Here is a 15,656-nt window from a genome sequence, read left to right on the forward strand (position 1 = left end):
TCGTCGACGCCGCGCGCCGTCAGAGCCCTGCTACAAGCTGGTGGCGGGCTCGGACCGATTCTGGCTGTCCGCGTCGTCCAAGACGTCACCACGGCCTGGCTGAACGCGGGCGGTTAAGGAGCCAAGGGCTGGCATCGCTTGGATTGGAAGGGTGGCATGGGGCGTCCACGGCCCGCGCTACGGGGTGGTGAAGCGAGCGACGACCGGGGCGTGGTCCGGCACGACGGCGGTCCTGCCCACGGCCAATGCCACGCAGCCGAGCGTGGCGGGTAGATTTCCATTTGCCGGACTCTCATGCCTGGCTCAGTGCAGGCGCAGGGTTCCCGCGTAACTCTCGGTCGCGGCGGCCCTCAAGAGCCTGCTCTGCGTACGGGCGACGTCGGCCGGTCTCACATGCCGCAGCAGCGCGTTCACGGCCGGGTCGAGGCTGCGCGTGACGATGACAGCGGGAGAGATCTGGCTGCACACGGTCTTTGCCGCAGCCGTGGCGAGCGGGCTCAGCCGCAGACCGGCCAGCTCGGGCGGTATGACCGTGGGCATCGAGTGCCACACCGCCACGTCGACGTCCCCGGCCAGCACGGCCGCCGGGGCGAAGACGAACGGGCACTGCACGTACTCCGGGTTGCGGTCGCCGAACTCGGCCTCGCTCAGCCGCTGGTGGTCATATGAGTTGCGGTCGATGCCCACCCGCAGGGGAGTGCCCGGTCTGCGGGTCGCGTGCTCCACCACCACGAGCGAGCCGCTCGCGTAGAAGGTCGCCGGGCCCAGGTCGAGACCAGCCAAGCCGGGCAGGGTTGCCCGGTGCCGCTCCAGTGCCCCGGCCGACGTGACGGTCGCGTGCACCCGCTCGTGGTAGATGTCCTCGAGCCGGGTCATCGCGCCCGGCCGAAAGTCAGCGACCACCGCGATGCCGAGGTCGGCGAGCGCGTTCTGGACCACCTCGAGGATGCCCTGCTGCTCGACCGGGCCCTGTGGCGGCAGGATCATCCGGAAGTTGCCGAGCGCGGCCGCGTTCCAGAGCTGGCCGACGTCCCGGCTCACCACCACCGTGCCCTGATGGCCGCGCGCGGTCAGCGTCACCGCCCCGGAGTCCTGCAGGTTGCGTAGCGCCTTGACCACCGTGCCCGTGCCCGCGCCCGTGCTGGCCTGCAGCTCCTGCACGGTCGGGATCCGCTGACCCACTTCCCGGGCGAGCAGCACCCGCGCCACGTGGGCGCGGACGTCGGGTTCGGCGGTCGCAGTCACGGCCGGGGACCGAAGCCGAGCTTGCCGGGGTTGAGCAGGTGGGTCGGGTCCAGGGCGTCCTTGAGCCTGCGGAGCACCGGATAGCCGCTGCCCAGGGACTCTTCCACCCAGGGCTGGCGGGCCAGGCCGCCGCCGTGGTGGTGCGAGATCTCGCCGTCGTGGGCGACCACCACTTTCATGGCCCGGGCCCAGATCTCCTCGAGCCGGCTCAGGGCGGTCTCGTCGTCGTCGGCTTGGCCGAGCAGGATCATGTACAGCGACGAGCCCTGGTCGTACACATGCGAGAAGTGGCCCAGCACCTCGCCGGCCAGCGGGGCGAGCTCCTCCTTGAGTTCGGCGTACATCGGACCGATCCGGCTCCACAGGTTGGCGACCTCAACGGTCTCGGCGTACCCACCCGGCTGGGCGAGGAGGCTTTCCACCGTCGAGAAGTCGTAGCGGCGGTTGAGCCAGGCGTTGACTGGTGCCGCCCCCAAGCTCGTCCCCCCCAGCGACGCGACGATCGCGATGGCCGCGACGTGCTCGGCGGTCGCGACGTCGGCCAGGCCCTCGTGTCCCAGGAACAATACCGGTGCGGTGGCGGCCGTGCCGGGGACCGCGTGGGCGGCCTCGTCGAGGTCGTAGAAGCGGACCAGGAAAGGCCGCAGCCCGGCCTGGCTGATGCGCCGCATGGCGGCCAGACCGGCGTCCACGGTTGGCAGTGCAAACGCCTCGACGATCCGGTGCTCAGGGCGCGCGAAGACCTTCAGCGTCACCTGGGTAACCACCCCCAGCGTGCCCTCGGAGCCGATGAACAGCTGCTTGAGGTCGGGGCCCATCGCCGCGCGCGGGCGCTGGCCGAGGTCGGCGACCGTGCCGTCGGCCAGCACCACCTGGTAGCCGACGACGAGATCCTCAATTCCGCCGTAGCGGGAGGAGAACTGGCCGGTGGCCCGGGTGGCGATCCAGCCGCCGACTGTGGACCGGCCGAGCGACTGCGGTGAGTGGTTGAGGGTGAGGTCGCGCTGGTTCAGCCAGGCCTCGAGGTCGCTGCCGCGCACGCCGGCCGCGACGGTGACCGTGTGGTCGACCCCGTCCAGCTCGGGTTCGGAGACCAGCTCGGCCAGGTCGAGCACGATGCCGCCCGCGACGGGCAGCGGCTGGCCGGTCACCGAGGAACCTAGGCCCCAGGCGGTGACGGGGGTGCCGGTCTCGGCGCCGATCCGCAGCGTCTCGATGACGTCGGTGACAGTGCGGGCGCGCACGATCGCGTCCGGACGGTGGGGGTGCCGGCCGAGTTTCGCCCAGACGGTGGCGACGGGCCAGGTGTCGTGGCTGCGGGCGTCGCGGTCGGCGTCGTCGGTGAGCAGCGCGTCCGGGCCGAAGCAGTGGCGGAGCCGGTCGATCACCGAGGCAGCGGACATGGCGTACTCCCTGAGCGCTAGTCGGACCGCCTGTCACGCTCCGGTTGCGCCTACTCAATCCTCAAAAAACTGAACTGTCAAGACCGGGTTGTGCGGTTGCGAGACTCCTAGGGTGAGCGTCGCCTCGGGATATGCCGAAGCCAGGAACTCGTCGAAGCAAACCCTTGACATGCTCGAAACAACGATCCTAGCCTCGGTCAACACACAGACTTCTGAATTTTCGGCCAGGCCCACGGGCCGCCACCCGCTACGGGAAGGTGAGAAGCGGTGAAAGCGAACGCACTGCTCGAGGCGCGCGGGGTGAGGAAACGGTTCGGAGCCGTCGAGGCCCTGCGCGGGGCGAGCTTCTCCGTGTATCCCGGCGAGGTCGTGGCGCTGATGGGCGACAACGGCGCGGGCAAGAGCACCCTGATCAAGACGATCTGCGGGGTGCACGGCCCCGACGAGGGCGAGATCCTCTTCCACGGCAAGTCAATCGCCGGCCGGACGCCCAGCGAGATCCACGCGATGGGCATCGAGACCGTCTACCAGGACCTCGCCCTCGCTCCCGACCTGGACACCGCGGCGAACCTCTACCTGGGTCGCGAGTTGCTCGCGAAGGGCCTGCTCGGCCGGCTCGGGGTGCTGGACAAGAAGCAGATGGCCACGTACGCCCAGCAGGTGCTCACCGATCTGAACGTCAACATCAAGGACGCCTCTGCCCCGGTCGCCATGCTCTCCGGCGGCCAGCAGCAGAGCGTCGCCGTCGCGCGGGCCGTCACCTGGGCGAACGAACTCGTGATCATGGACGAGCCGACAGCCGCGCTGGGCGTACCCCAGACCCGCGCCGTGCTCGAGCTGATCCGCCGGGTCCGCGACTCGGGCCGCTCGGTCGTGCTGATCAGCCACAGCCTGCCCGACGTCATGGCCGTCGCGGACCGCATCGAGGTGCTCCGCCTGGGCCATCGGGTCGCCCGGCTGACGACCGAGGACACCACCGAGGAACAGATCGTCGGCGCCATGACCGGCGCGTTCACCAGTGAGGACCCGGAATGACATCAACGACCGAGACGCCCACCGAGACGCCGGCCGGCAACGGCACAGCGGCCCGCGGCCGCCGCGTGCTGCTCGGCTCGGCCACCGACATCACCGCGATCCTGCTGGTGATCGTGGCGCTGTTCGCCATCCTCGACTCCAGCGCGTTCTTCACCAGTGCGAACCTGACCAACGTCCTGATCAACGCGTCCCTGCTGATCGTGATGGCGGTCGGCGCGACGTTCGTGCTGATCACCGGGGGCGTCGACCTCTCGGTCGGCTCGGTGCTCGTCTTCTCGGGCGTCATCGCCGGCAAGGTGATGATCGCGATGGGTCCGCAAGGCTGGGGCGCCAGCATCGTCGGCATCGTCGTCGCGCTGCTGGCCGGCGCGGTCTGGGGCGCGATCAACGGCATGGTCATCACCAAGATGCACGTGCCGCCGCTGATCACCACGCTCGGCTCGTTCGGGGCCGCGATGGGCCTGGCCCAGATCATCACGAACGGCAACGACCTCAAGGACGTACCCAACGAGCTGATCGACACCCTGGGCGTCGGGCGCTTCCTCGGCCTGCCGTGGCTGGTCTGGGTGGCGCTGCTGGTCGCGCTCATCGGCGGCCTGATCCTCGCCCTCACCCGCTACGGGCGGCGCACCTACGCGATCGGCTCGAACGCCGAGGCTGCCCGCCGGGCCGGCATCAACGTCGACCGGCACCTGATCAGCGTCTACACGGTCGCCGGGCTGCTCGCCGGCCTCGCCGGGATCATGAGCTACTCCGAGTTCGGCTCCACCACACTCAGCGGCCACGGCACCGACAACCTTGCGGTGATCGCCGCGGTCGTCATCGGCGGCACCAGCCTCTTCGGCGGCGTCGGCACCATGTTCGGCACCCTCGTCGGCACCATGATCCCCGCCGTGCTCGCCAACGGCCTGGTCATCGTCGGCCTCAACTCGTTCTGGCGCGACTTCGCCGTCGGCGTCGTCCTCGTCGCGGCCGTCTACCTCGACCAGCTACGCCGGCGCTCCCGCACCAAGCGTTGAACCAACCCCCTCACCCCGCTCCTTCAGCAACCCCCAGGAAGGAATCCCCCATGCGTCCTCACCGGTGGATCACTGCCGCAACCGCGACCGTGCTCCTGACTTCTCTCGCCGCTTGCGGCGGCAACGACTCCGGCGGCTCCGGCGACAAGACCAGCGGCTTCAAGATCGCGCTGATCCCGGGCGTCGCGAACGACGCGTACTACGGCTCGGTGGCATGCGGCGTGCAGGCCGCCGCCAAGGCGAGCAACTCCACCGTCGACGTACAGGCGCCGAAGTCGTTCAGCCCGACCGACCAGATCCCGATCCTGCAGGCGGTCATCGCCAAGAAGCCGGACGTGATCATCATCGCGCCGACCGACAGCAAGTCGCTGTACGCGCCGCTCAAGCAGGCCACCGCCCAGGGCATCAAGGTGGTCCTGGTCGACACCACGCTCGAGGACCCGTTGTTGGCCGAGGCGCAGGTCAGCTCCGACAACATCGCGGCCGGCAAGACCGCCGCGGCCAAGCTGGTCGAATTGCTCGGCGGCAAGTCGGGCTCGGTGCTCACCGTCAACCTGTCGGCCGGCGTCACCACCACGGACGACCGGTTCAAGGGCTTCGCCGAGGGCCTCAAGGCCACCCCGGCACTCAAGGACCTGGGCCAGCAGTACTCCAACAACAGCGTGCAGACCGCGTCGTCGATCGTCTCGTCGACCATCGCCGCGCACCCCGACCTGGTCGGCGTCTTCTCTACGGCCGCGTTCAACACCGAGGGCGCCGTCGCCGCGCTGAGAGCCGCCAAGGACAGCAAGGTGACCATCGTCGGCTTCGACGCCAACCCGCCCGGCATCAAGCAGATCCAGGACGGCGAGGTCGCGGCGCAGGTCGTGCTCAAGCCGTACGACGAGGGCGTGGCGGCCGGCGAACAGGCCATCAACGCGCTCACCGGCAAGCCGGTCACCAAGGTCGTCTCGACCGGTGCCGTGGTGGCCACCAAGGACAACCTGGACAGCCCCGAGGTCAAGAAGTACCTCTACAGCTTCGACTGCCCGGCGGCTTGATCTCCACCCCCCCCCCCCCCATCTTGACGAAAGGCAGTCATGGACTCGCGTACCGGTAAGAAGATCAGGCTCGGCCGCCTGCTGAGCCCGACAACGGGAAGGTCCGTCGTCGTCGCGGCCTCGCACGGTGTGATGAGCGGCCCGCCCGCCGGACTGCGGACCCGGGCCGAGATCGACGCGGCCTTCGCCAAGATGGGGGCGGCCGACGGAGTGATGGTGTCGCCCGGCATGCTTCCGCTGCTCGAGGACTTCTACGTCGGCCGGGGCCGCCCCGCCGCGGTCCTGCACCTGGACTGGAAGAACCACGGCCGCAGGATCTACACCCCCGGCAAGGACGGGCGCAGCGAGGGCGTACTGGCCCAGCTCGCCTCGCTCGAGGAGGTGGCGGCCGCCGGCGTCGACGCGGTCATGACGTACCTGTACATCGGTCAGCGCGACAGCACGCTCGAGCGGGCCGAGATCGAGCGCAACGCCCGGATCGTCGCTGACGCGGCCAAGGTCGGCGTCGCCGTGATCATCGAACCCCGGTCGTCGCTCGAGGCCGAGGGAGATGACGCCCTCAGCACCGAGGTGCTCAGCCTGTACTGCCGGATCTCCGCCGACATCGGCGCGGACCTGGTGAAAGTTCTGTGGAATGGGTCCGTGGACGCGTTCGCACCCGTGGCGCAGAGCTGCTACGCGCCGATCCTGGTTGCGGGCGGCCCGGGCGGCGAGGACGAGAAGGACACGCTGCAGCTCGCCGCCGACTCGATCGAGGCCGGCGCGGCCGGGGTCATGTTCGGCCGCCGGGTCTTCCGGGCTTCCCGCCCCGAGGCCGTGCTTGCCGGGCTGCGCAGCGTCGTCCACGAGGGTGTGTCTGTGGATGACGCGCTCGCTCAACTGTGAGGGATGGACGCCAATGTTGCTGATCGTGGGTGAGGCGATCGTCGCCTACCAGCGGGACATCGGCGCGGACGGCTCACACGCCGACGCGCCGTACACCGGGCCGTGGCCGAGCGGCTCACCCCCAATCGCCGCGTACGTGGCCGGCCGGCTCGGCGTACCCACCGTCTTCGTGGGTGGAATCGGCCGGGACGGCCACGGCAAGGTGATGGCGGACGGCCTCGCGGCCGGGAGTGTGGTGATCGACCACCTCGCGGTCGCCGACGACGCCCCGACCGCGACGGCCTACATCACCTACCGTGGCGAAGCGCGCGAGTTCGACTTCCGGGTGGCCGGAACCGCCGCGACGCTGGTCACCGAACGGAGTCTCGGTGACCTGCCGGAGCGGGCCGACTGGGTGCACATGTCCGGATCGGCCTTGATCTTCGGCGAACCGCTCGCCGAGACGACCCTGTCCGCGCTGCGCCGGGCCCGGGCGGCCGGCGCCCGGATCTCGGTCGACCCGAACGTGCGGCCCGAAGCCCTGGACAGCTCGGCCCGCACCGCGCTGATCGAGGTGCTCGAGCTGGCGCACGTGCTGCTGCCCAGCGAAGGCGAGCTCGCGGCGCTCGGCGTCGACGCGTTCTCCCTGGTGGCCGGCGGCGCGACGGTGTGCACGACGCTCGGCTCAGGCGGCGCGACCGTCACCGACGAGTCCGGGAGCACCCACATCGACGCACTGTCGGTGACGCCGGTGGACACGGACGGGGCGGGGGACTCGTTCGCGGCCGGGTTCATCGCGGCGGCCCTGGCCGGCGCGGGCCCGGTGGACGCGGCGCGGGCCGGGGCTCGGGTAGCGGCCGCGGCGATCCAGACCGAGGGACCGATGACCGTGGTGCCCGACGCCGGATTGCTGGCCAGGTGAGAGGGCGCCTGCTGATCGTCGGCCTGGCGACCTCCCTGGACCGGTACGCCTGGTTGCCGCCGGTGCGGCTCGGCGCGATCAACCGGCCGCGCGAGGTGCTGGTCCGGGCCGGTGGCAAGGGCCTGAACGCCGCGAGGGCGGCCGTGGGGCTCGGTGTCCGCGTGCGGTCGGTGTCGCTGGCCGGCGGTGAGACCGGGCAGACCGTGCGGGCGCTCGCGCCGCCGCTGGATGTGCGGTTTGTCGACAGCGGCGCCGAGACCCGGCAATGCCTCTGCTTGCTCGGAGACGACGCCGTTCTGACCGAGGTCTACGAGCCCGTTCTGCCCGTTTCATCGACAATCTGGCCGTCGGTGCTTTCCGCGGTGGCCGACGAGATTGATAAGTGTGACCTCGTAGCCCTGTCAGGACGGGTGCCGCCCGGCCTGCCCGTGGACGCGCTCGCCGAAATCGTGGACCTGGCGGTCACCCGCGGGGTGCCGGTCCTCGTGGACTCCGACGGGCCGGCGCTGGCCGCAGCCATCCGACGCGGGCCGACGCTGGTCAAGGTGAACGCGGCCGAGGCGGCCGCCGCCGCGCCCGGCGACCTGACTGAGCTGCAGAGACTGGGCGCGAAGTCCGTGGTGGTCACGACCGGGGCGACTGGGGCTCGCTACCTCGGCGCGGACGGCTCACGTCTTACGGTTTCGCACGACGCCATCCCCGACGCCCTTCCGGTCGGCAGCGGCGACGCCTTCCTGGCTGGCCTCGCGGCGGCTTGGCTCGGCGGCCCTTCCGGGCCGGCTCTCGGCGGTCTGTCGGAACCGGCCGAGGCACTCCGGATCGCGGCCGCGGCGGCCCGGGCGAACGCCCGGCGGCTACCTGCGGGAGACATCAGCTGGGACCAGGTCAAGGCCGAAATGCGCGCAGTACGGATCTCTGCCGGCTGACCGTTCCGTGCACCACTTTCCGCCGCCACCGCCACCGCCACCGCCCTGCTCGTGGCCTGGTCCCAGGTTCACACCATCGGCCAGCTCTACGCCGTCATGATCGGCATCGGGATCACCGGTGCGATGGTGCTCTACGAGCCCGCCTTCGCCGTCATCGTCTCCTGGTTCACCCCGGACCCACACGCCACGGCCCTGCTGGTGGTCACGATCGTGGCCGGGTTCTCCAGTACCATCTTCATGCCGCTGACCGGCCTCCTGGCCGAACACCTCGGCTGGCGCGGCGCGCTACACGTCCTCGCCGTCATCCATGGCCTGGTCACCGTGCCCCTGCACGCGCTCACCATCCGCCGGCCCCGTCGGCAGCGACGACAGCGGCCGCCGGACCACGCCCAGCGGCGCAGGGTCGTCAGGGGCGCGATGCGGGACGCCCGGTTCTGGATCCTGGCCGGAACCTTCATCGCCGACGGCGCGGCCACCAGCACCAGACCGTCCACCTCGTCGGCTACCTGGTCAGCCGCGGCCACCCCGCCATTTCGCCGCCAACGCGGCCGGCCTGCTCGGCGTCCTGTCGGTCACCGGCAAATTGGTCTCTGCCGGTGACCGCCGACGTCTCCGTGTCACCACCATCGTGGCCGCCGTCTTCGCCACTAACGCCACCGCCGTCCTCGCGATGCCCTTGCTGGCCGGCACCCGCACCGGCGCCGTCATCACTGTCGTCGGCTTCGGGCTCGGCATCGCCAGCCTCGCCACCCGCGCCCTCCTCGCCGAGCGATACGGCACCACCGCCTACACCACCATCGCCGGACGACTCGCCGCCCCGTCGCCCATCACCAAGGCCATGGCACCGCTCGCCGCCGCGGCTCCGCCAGTGGCTACCAGCCGTTACTCACCGCCGCCGCCACCGGCTGAGCACTCGCCGCCATCGGCATGGCCATCCCATCGCGGAGTGCGACGCCGTCACTGGACCTCTCGCGGACCTGAGGCCCACAAGGCGCTCCCAACCGTATTCTCATTGCCATGCGACGCGAACAGACGACGAGCCCATCCGCTCGGGCCGCTGGTTCCCCGCCCTGGAGGTCTATTCGCAGCGGTCTTCGGAGCCTCGCCCGTATGGCTCGCAGCAGTCCGGGCGGTGTTGGTACACCCGCAGGTCGCGTCCACGCCGGTGTTCAACCGCGGGCGTGATCTCGTACAGGCAGGCCTGCCACAGGACGCTTTCCCCGCCGCCGGGGACGATGTGCCCGTCACCTGGCCCGCCGCGCAGCAGCACGTCCACCCATCCGACGGTACGTGGTCTCCGGGCAGGGAGCGTGCGATGCGAGGGCTCTGCCTGCCGGAACGGGAAGGGCTGCGGACGCAGGTCGGGGTCGACTCGTCTGCGTACGTGTGCAGCCGGTCCCCGCGCCGCTGTCTGACGCGGGGACCGGTGGTCGGTGGCCTGCGGCTGGGGCTGCTCCACCTGCGTGTGGCCGTGGCCAGCAGCCGGGCGGCGGCCTCGCCGACTGGTTCAGCTTCGCCGTCGAGACCTTGGCGCACCACGGTCGGTCCGCAGGCTGTGGACAACTCGCGTGCTTGTGGATAACGCCCTGATCATGTTCGGACATGCTAGCGCCTGACTCGGCGTGAGGAGTTTATGAAGTTCGGAACCGGCCGCCTCTGGCTGGACGACCGGCTGGCGGGCGTCAAAACTGGCTGTCAAGCGGTGGTACGTCGCTGATGGCCAGGTCTAGGCGCGGGCGCCGGTAACGGACGAGGTGGCGCCATCGGTGGTGCTCGTAGGCGGTGTCGACGTCGATCTCGGCGACGACGGCAGGGGCGACCGGGGTGTAGGGGAGGGGCTGCGGCCGGTCGAGCTGTCCGGTCCAGGACGCGGGCAGCGGTTGTGGCCAGGGGTGGGCGGGCCCGCCTGGCGCAGCGGGGTAAGGGTTGAGCAGGTTGACCAGCTCGGCGCGCTGGGCGGGTCGCAGGGTGTGGGTGCGGCCGGTGTATCGGAGTCGTCCGTGCTCGTCGAGCCGGCCGAGCAGAAGGATCTGCGGATCACTGAGGTCGGGGTTGACGCCGCCGATGATGGCCTCGGTGGTGTGGTAGGCGCGGTACTTCTGCCAGCCGCGCTTGTCGGCCTCGTAGCGGCTGTCGAGCCGCTTGATCATGATTCCTTCGATGCCGGCGGCGGTCCAGGTGTGCAGCCACTCGCGGGCTTGGGCGACGTCGGTGGTCTGCGGTGACAGCGTGACCTGTGCCGGTGCGTTGGCGAGCAGCGTCGGTATCGACGTCGGCAAGGCGCATCACCATGCGTGTGCGGTCGACGGGACCGGGAAGGTGGTGTTCAGTAAGCGGCTGGCCAACGGCCAGGCCGAGATTGAGGCGTTGATCGCCCGGGCGTGCAAGGCTGCCGGGCAGGTGCGGTGGGCCTTGGATATGACCTCGGGGACCGCGGGTCTGCTGCTCGCGGTGCTGCGCCAGGCCGGCGCGACGGTGGTGTATGTGCCCGGCCGGCTGGTCAACCGGATGGCCGGCGCGTTCGCCGGGGAAGGCAAGAGCGACGCCAAGGACGCGTTCACCATCGCCGAGACAGCCCGGCTGCGCCACGACCTGACCGTGGTCACCAGCCCGGACCGGACCATCGCCGAACTGCAGGTCCTGACCGCCCGGCGGGAAGACCTGATGGGTGACTGGGTCCGTGGGGTCAACCGTCTGCGGGACCTGCTCGCGTCGATCTTCCCCCGCGTTGGAAGCAGCGTTTGACTATTCGACCCGCTCGCCGTTGGTCTTGCTGACCGGTTTCCAGACCCCCGCCGGTATCCGCGAGGCCGGCGCCGACGCGGTGGCCGAGCATCTGCGGGCGGGCGGCGCCTGGGCCAAAGGCATCCCGGCCATGGTCGACAAGGCTCTGGCCGCAGCGGCCGCGCAGACGATCGCGTTGCCCACCGAGCAGGCGGTGGCGCCGCTGATCGCTCGTCTCGCCACGCAGCTGCTCGACCTGGACCGCGAGATCAAGGACCTGGACAAGCACATCACCGCCACGTTCGAACAGCACCCACACGCGGCCAGGATCACCAGCGTGAACGGGTTCGGGCCGATCCTCGGGGCCCAACTGCTCGCCGACACCGGCGGCGACCCGCAAGCCACGTTCGGCAGCTCGTCGCGGCTGGCCGCCTACGCCGGCCTTGCCCCGGTACCCCGTGACTCCGGACGCGTGCGCGGCAACCTGCACCGACCCAAGCGCTACCACCGCGGCCTGCGCCGCGTGTTCTACCTCGCCGCCTTGTCGGCGATCAAACCCGAAGGCCCGTCGCAAGTCTTCTACCGGCGTAAACGCGCGGAGGGCAAGCTTCACACCCAAGCCCTGATCGCCCTGGCCCGCCGCCTGATCGACGTCGTCTGGGCACTGCTGCGCGACGGCCGGGAGTTTCATCCCTCACCACCGCTGACTGCGTCTACGGCTTGACTCGGTCATTGAAACTCCTTTTCTTTTTCTGCGCTGTGCCGCCACGGCGCGGCGGCACGAGGGGTGGGACGTGCCGGGCGGGCCGCGTCGCGGTTCGCGGTGCTGCCGGGAGTGAGATGGCCCAGGTGCCGGGTGGCGTGCGTCGCGCGGGCGGGTCGGCGAGGTCGAGGTCGGCCAGCGGCGGGGTGAAACCGCCCAGCCGTGCGGCGCGGCAGACTGGCGGTGGTGGTCGCTGCGGCGCCGACGGCGCGGACGCCGTCGAGCTCGGTAAGGGCAGGGCCCGCTTGACCTGGCCGCTGGTGCCGGTCACCTGGTGAGACTCCTGTGCACGGGTGCCAGCCCGCCGCGGGTGGCCGGTGGCGCGCTGGCAGACGGACAACTGGGGTGGGGCGTGGTGCGCCGCGGTGCTCGTCGCGCTCTCCTCGGCGCTCCGGGCCTGTTGGGGACGAAGGGTTGCGCGGTGCGGCGTTGCTGGGGGTGGAGACCGGTCAGTCCCGGGTGACGGGGGTGTGGACGGGGAGCAGGAGCCGGTCGACCGGTGGCCAACCGTCGGCGTCGGGCTGCCAGGCTTCGGCGGCGTTGATGCTGAGGAAGGGTCCGACGACGGTGAGCTGGGCGCGTTCGCGGTCCAGCAGGACCAGCGAGACGCGTGCCGCGTCGAGGGTGGCGGTGCGGGCGGCTGCCGCAATGTCCGGCGGAACGGCCGTCTACTCGTCGTCGTCGGCGACGTGCGGTGCGTCGGGGTCGTGCAGGCCCACCGGCGTGGTGGCGGCGACGTCGGCGTTGTGCATGGCCAGGTGGGGGGCGTAGTCGGCGGCGGCGGCGCGGCCGGGGATGGGGCCGTGAAGGGACATTGCGGCGGTGGTGGTGACGGCGAGCAGGGCATGGGGCTGGCGGTCCTCGGCGCTGTCGAGCAGGGCGAGGCTGAACGCGTCGCGGCTGCCGATGTCGATCAGAGTGATCATGGTGGGGCGGCCGGTGGTGGCGTTGTCCCAGCCGACGACCTCGAAGTGGTCGCCGGCGAGGGTGAGGAACCGCTGGTAGGCGCGGTTGCGGGTGTCGAAGGGGTATCCGGTGTCCGGCATGGCGATTCTCCTGGGTGTGGGGTCGCGGGTGCCCGTGGCCGCCCGTCGCGGGGGTCAGGACGTGGAGGTGAGAATTCCGAGCGCCACGAGCGGCCCGATGACCTCGCGCGCCTCGTCAAGCGCCGTGTGGTGGGCGTCGTGAAGGCTCAGCACGAGATGGGCCGCCATCGCGGCGGTGTCCTCCTCGCGCGGGTCGGTTGCGGCGGCGGGGGTGACGTCGCCGAGTAGCGCGGTGACGGTGCGCTCGTGGCGGTGCTGCTGGCTGGCGGTGAACCAGGTGGCGGTGGCGAGGGCGATGAGTACGGCCACGGCCGGCTGGTCGAGGTGGTGGTGCAGCGCCAGTCGACGGTGTAGTCGAGCCCGCAGGCCAGCGCGTCGACGGCATCGGTCACGCCGCTGGGCATGGCGTCCGTCCACACGGGGTTTGGTGGTGAGGGCGACGTCGTGCCTGCTGTCGGCGGTGAACGCCATGCGCACGTCGCACTCGGGGACGCGGGAGCGGGTTCGTGGGAGTCGAGGGGTTCATCGGGCGAGGACGGATACGGTTTCGCCGAGCAGCAGGGCGCCCCGCCCGCGCGCTTGCAGGCGCAGGTCGACCGCGGCGCGGGCATAGCCGGTGAGGGTCTTCGGCCCGGACACTCATGGTTCCTCCAGCATGGAGATCCGGCGGTTCGATCGGCCGCCGGTGTGGGGGTACGGCGGCAGGCCGGGCGGGCCCGGCGTCACGCGGCGCGCGGCGAGGACCTCGTCTGCTGCGCCGGCGTGGTGGGGTGGAACCAGCCGACGAACCGGGTGGCCGCGGCGGCGACCGGCGCTGCCACCCGTGCTCGGCCGCGGGCCAGCAGCGTGGGCCGGCTGGCGGCCCGGCGGGCCCGCTGGGCGTCGCGTGTGGGCGGGCACGGGTAGGCCTCGCCGGTGCAGCGCAGGTTCGCGCAGCGGTCCGGCCGTGCGGGGTGGGGTGGGTGAGCGGCGGTGACGTCGGCGGCGAGCAGCCACAGCAGGACGTCGGTGACGGTGCGGGGTACGACGCGGCGGTGCGGCTGGGCCATTCGCGTTGCCCTTCGTAGGCGGTGTCGGTGCGGGGTGGTCGCCGTCCCGGCCAGCGGTGTGGGGATGCCGCTGTCGGGTCCGCCGGGGCGGCGACCGGGTGCAGTGACGCTCGACTTTCCGGACAGATCAAGTCGCCGCCCGTCCGCGCCGGAGCACCGGGTGCGGGTCAGTCGTCGCGGTGGATGAGGAAGCAGTCGGGTGTGGCGGGGTCGTCGTGGCGGTAGTCGTCGAGGCGGTGGTCGTAGTGGGCGGGCTGGTCGCAGTGCCGGCAGCGCAGGGGCACGGCCGCGTTGAGGTCGGCGCCGTCGGGCCCTTGGCTGGTGGTGTGGTCGTGTGCGGGGAAGCGGCAGGTGCTGTGGGTGCAGAACGGGCGCCCGGGTGTGCGCAGGCTGGCGACGACGAGGCCCTGCGCGGCGACGGCGAGGTTGATGCTGTCTGTGGTGCCGTCGTAGGGGACACCGGCGGCGATCATGTAGTCCCCTGCGTCGACGTAGCGGTGCAGGTCGGTGAAGGAGCCGATGCCGGCGGGGACGGTGCCTTCGTTGATGTCGTCGTCGATCGCGGCGAGGATGCGCTCGGCGGCGTGTTGTGCCTGCTCGGCCTGTTCGGCGGTGGGCGGCTGGTGGGGTTGGTGGTGGGCCAGCCAGATCCGGGCCAGGGCCTGCAGGTGGCTGATCTGGGTGGCGCGTTGGACGGTCAGGGCGTTCAAGCGCGGGCCGTGGGCCTGCAGCACACCGAGTGGATCGAGGGTGGGCGCGGGCTCGCCGGGTCCGGCGTTCAGCGCGCGGCGGACGTCGGCGAGGTGTGCGGCGATGGCGTCGGCGCAGCGGGTGAGGTTGGCTTCGGTGGTGGTGAGGGCGTGGCAGGTGTCGACGATCGCGGCGGCGAGCACCGGCAGGGTGCCGCTTGCGTGTCGGGCGGCGGCGGCGACGGCGTCGTCGGTGATGTCGTGGCCGGTGTACTTGCGGATGAGACGCAGTGTCACTGGGGTGTCCTTTCGGGCGGCCGGTTCGGCATGGTGCGGGGTGGGTGGCGGTGTCGCGGTCACCGCAGGTCGGCCGGTTCGGTGGCGGTGCTGTCGTGCTCGCCGGGGGTGGCGTCGTCGCGGGCGTGGCGGTCCCAGTCGATGTGGGTGTCGTGGCCGCTGCCGGTCAGAGTGGTCTCGACGAGGTTCTCGGCGGTGTCGAAGGCGTCTTCGCGGCTGGGGGCGGTGACTTCGACGGTGATCGGCAGGGTGAGGCGGACCTGCCAGCGGCGGGGCAGTCCTGGCAGGTCCAGGGCGTGCAGGACGCGGTCGGCGGCGTCGACGTCGACGTCGTGTTCGCTGGTCGCGTCGCGCAGCGCCTGCCACACCTGGCGGCGGAAGTGGGCCAGCGGGTCGGCCTCGCCGCTGGCCGACGGTTGCGGCGCCGGGGGCGGGCTGGTGTGGTCGCGTAGGTAGGCGTGGATCTGGGTGGTGGTGTGGGTGAGCCATCCCAGCGGGGCGGGCTGGTGCGGTTGGAAGGTGTTCCAGGCGTCGCGGAGGACGGCTTCGAGGGTCGGCGGGTGCGGCGTGGTCGCCTCAGGTGTGCTCATCAGGGTTCCCTTCGTGGGCGCGGCGCCCTTGCCCCGCCTGCTGT

Annotated in this window: 16 protein-coding genes and 1 pseudogene; 8 read left to right on the forward strand and 9 right to left on the reverse strand. The window is 71.2% G+C overall.

Annotated features, from left to right (window positions below):
* Positions 1-303 precede the first annotated feature (303 nt).
* Together ACFYPS_RS28030 and ACFYPS_RS28035 are read right to left on the reverse strand one after the other, a co-directional pair.
* Positions 304-1,245 carry a YhfZ family protein gene (locus ACFYPS_RS28030; protein ID WP_387328148.1) on the reverse strand — a complete coding sequence of 314 codons (942 nt, stop codon included), beginning with the start codon at positions 1,243-1,245 and terminating at the stop codon, positions 304-306.
* Entirely contained in the window at positions 1,242-2,648 is a 1,407-nt protein-coding gene (locus ACFYPS_RS28035) for an FAD-binding oxidoreductase (RefSeq protein WP_387328151.1), read from the reverse strand. The genes ACFYPS_RS28030 and ACFYPS_RS28035 overlap by 4 nt, the downstream gene beginning before the upstream one ends.
* Positions 2,649-2,915: 267 nt before the next feature.
* On the opposite strand from ACFYPS_RS28035, the gene ACFYPS_RS28040 reads away from it, so the two are divergent.
* From ACFYPS_RS28040 to ACFYPS_RS28070, 7 genes are all read left to right on the forward strand, one after another.
* A complete protein-coding gene (locus tag ACFYPS_RS28040; RefSeq protein ID WP_387328154.1) occupies positions 2,916-3,683 on the forward strand; it encodes an ATP-binding cassette domain-containing protein in 768 nt (255 codons plus the stop codon).
* Positions 3,680-4,702 (forward strand): ABC transporter permease, encoded by a 1,023-nt coding sequence (locus tag ACFYPS_RS28045; protein WP_387328157.1) that lies wholly within the window; start codon positions 3,680-3,682, stop codon positions 4,700-4,702. The genes ACFYPS_RS28040 and ACFYPS_RS28045 overlap by 4 nt, the downstream gene beginning before the upstream one ends.
* A gap of 50 nt (positions 4,703-4,752) precedes the next feature.
* The gene (locus ACFYPS_RS28050) at positions 4,753-5,742 is read left to right on the forward strand and encodes an ABC transporter substrate-binding protein (protein ID WP_387328160.1); all 990 of its coding nucleotides are present in this window, start codon (positions 4,753-4,755) and stop codon (positions 5,740-5,742) included.
* A gap of 39 nt (positions 5,743-5,781) precedes the next feature.
* Positions 5,782-6,627, forward strand: a complete 846-nt coding sequence (locus ACFYPS_RS28055) for a class I fructose-bisphosphate aldolase (RefSeq protein ID WP_387328163.1) — start codon at positions 5,782-5,784, stop codon at positions 6,625-6,627.
* A 13-nt stretch (positions 6,628-6,640) separates the two neighbouring features.
* On the forward strand, positions 6,641-7,528 hold the full coding sequence (locus ACFYPS_RS28060; protein ID WP_387328166.1) for a carbohydrate kinase family protein: 888 nt from the start codon (positions 6,641-6,643) through the stop codon (positions 7,526-7,528).
* Positions 7,529-7,590: 62 nt separating this feature from the next.
* A complete protein-coding gene (locus tag ACFYPS_RS28065) occupies positions 7,591-8,454 on the forward strand; it encodes a 1-phosphofructokinase family hexose kinase (protein ID WP_387328168.1) in 864 nt (287 codons plus the stop codon).
* Positions 8,455-8,505: 51 nt separating this feature from the next.
* Positions 8,506-9,054 carry an MFS transporter gene (locus ACFYPS_RS28070; protein ID WP_387328171.1) on the forward strand — a complete coding sequence of 183 codons (549 nt, stop codon included), beginning with the start codon at positions 8,506-8,508 and terminating at the stop codon, positions 9,052-9,054.
* Positions 9,055-9,532: 478 nt separating this feature from the next.
* Here ACFYPS_RS28070 and ACFYPS_RS28075 read toward each other — a convergent pair whose 3' ends face one another.
* Together ACFYPS_RS28075 and ACFYPS_RS28080 are read right to left on the reverse strand one after the other, a co-directional pair.
* Positions 9,533-9,730, reverse strand: coding sequence for a hypothetical protein (locus ACFYPS_RS28075; RefSeq protein ID WP_387328174.1), 198 nt, complete (start codon positions 9,728-9,730; stop codon positions 9,533-9,535).
* A 406-nt stretch (positions 9,731-10,136) separates the two neighbouring features.
* Complete coding sequence (locus ACFYPS_RS28080; RefSeq protein WP_387328177.1) at positions 10,137-10,733, reverse strand: hypothetical protein; 597 nt, start codon at positions 10,731-10,733, stop codon at positions 10,137-10,139.
* On the opposite strand from ACFYPS_RS28080, the pseudogene ACFYPS_RS28085 reads away from it, so the two are divergent.
* Positions 10,702-11,902 (forward strand): annotated as a pseudogene (locus ACFYPS_RS28085) (IS110 family transposase). The gene ACFYPS_RS28080 and the pseudogene ACFYPS_RS28085 overlap by 32 nt on opposite strands.
* A 707-nt stretch (positions 11,903-12,609) precedes the next feature.
* On the opposite strand, the gene ACFYPS_RS28090 reads toward ACFYPS_RS28085, so the two are convergent.
* The 5 genes from ACFYPS_RS28090 to ACFYPS_RS28110 all read right to left on the reverse strand — a co-directional run bounded on the left by ACFYPS_RS28090 (position 12,610) and on the right by ACFYPS_RS28110 (position 15,612).
* A complete protein-coding gene (locus tag ACFYPS_RS28090) occupies positions 12,610-12,987 on the reverse strand; it encodes a hypothetical protein (protein WP_387328180.1) in 378 nt (125 codons plus the stop codon).
* A gap of 54 nt (positions 12,988-13,041) precedes the next feature.
* Complete coding sequence (locus tag ACFYPS_RS28095; RefSeq protein ID WP_387328183.1) at positions 13,042-13,458, reverse strand: hypothetical protein; 417 nt, start codon at positions 13,456-13,458, stop codon at positions 13,042-13,044.
* 251 nt (positions 13,459-13,709) lie between these two features.
* Complete coding sequence (locus ACFYPS_RS28100; RefSeq protein WP_387328186.1) at positions 13,710-14,036, reverse strand: hypothetical protein; 327 nt, start codon at positions 14,034-14,036, stop codon at positions 13,710-13,712.
* A 167-nt stretch (positions 14,037-14,203) separates the two neighbouring features.
* Complete coding sequence (locus ACFYPS_RS28105) at positions 14,204-15,022, reverse strand: hypothetical protein (RefSeq protein WP_387328188.1); 819 nt, start codon at positions 15,020-15,022, stop codon at positions 14,204-14,206.
* A 59-nt stretch (positions 15,023-15,081) separates the two neighbouring features.
* Positions 15,082-15,612 carry a hypothetical protein gene (locus ACFYPS_RS28110; protein ID WP_387328191.1) on the reverse strand — a complete coding sequence of 177 codons (531 nt, stop codon included), beginning with the start codon at positions 15,610-15,612 and terminating at the stop codon, positions 15,082-15,084.
* Positions 15,613-15,656: the final 44 nt, after the last annotated feature.

This window comes from Micromonospora sp. NPDC005087 (genome assembly GCF_042872965.1).
Classification (GTDB): domain Bacteria; phylum Actinomycetota; class Actinomycetes; order Mycobacteriales; family Micromonosporaceae; genus Micromonospora.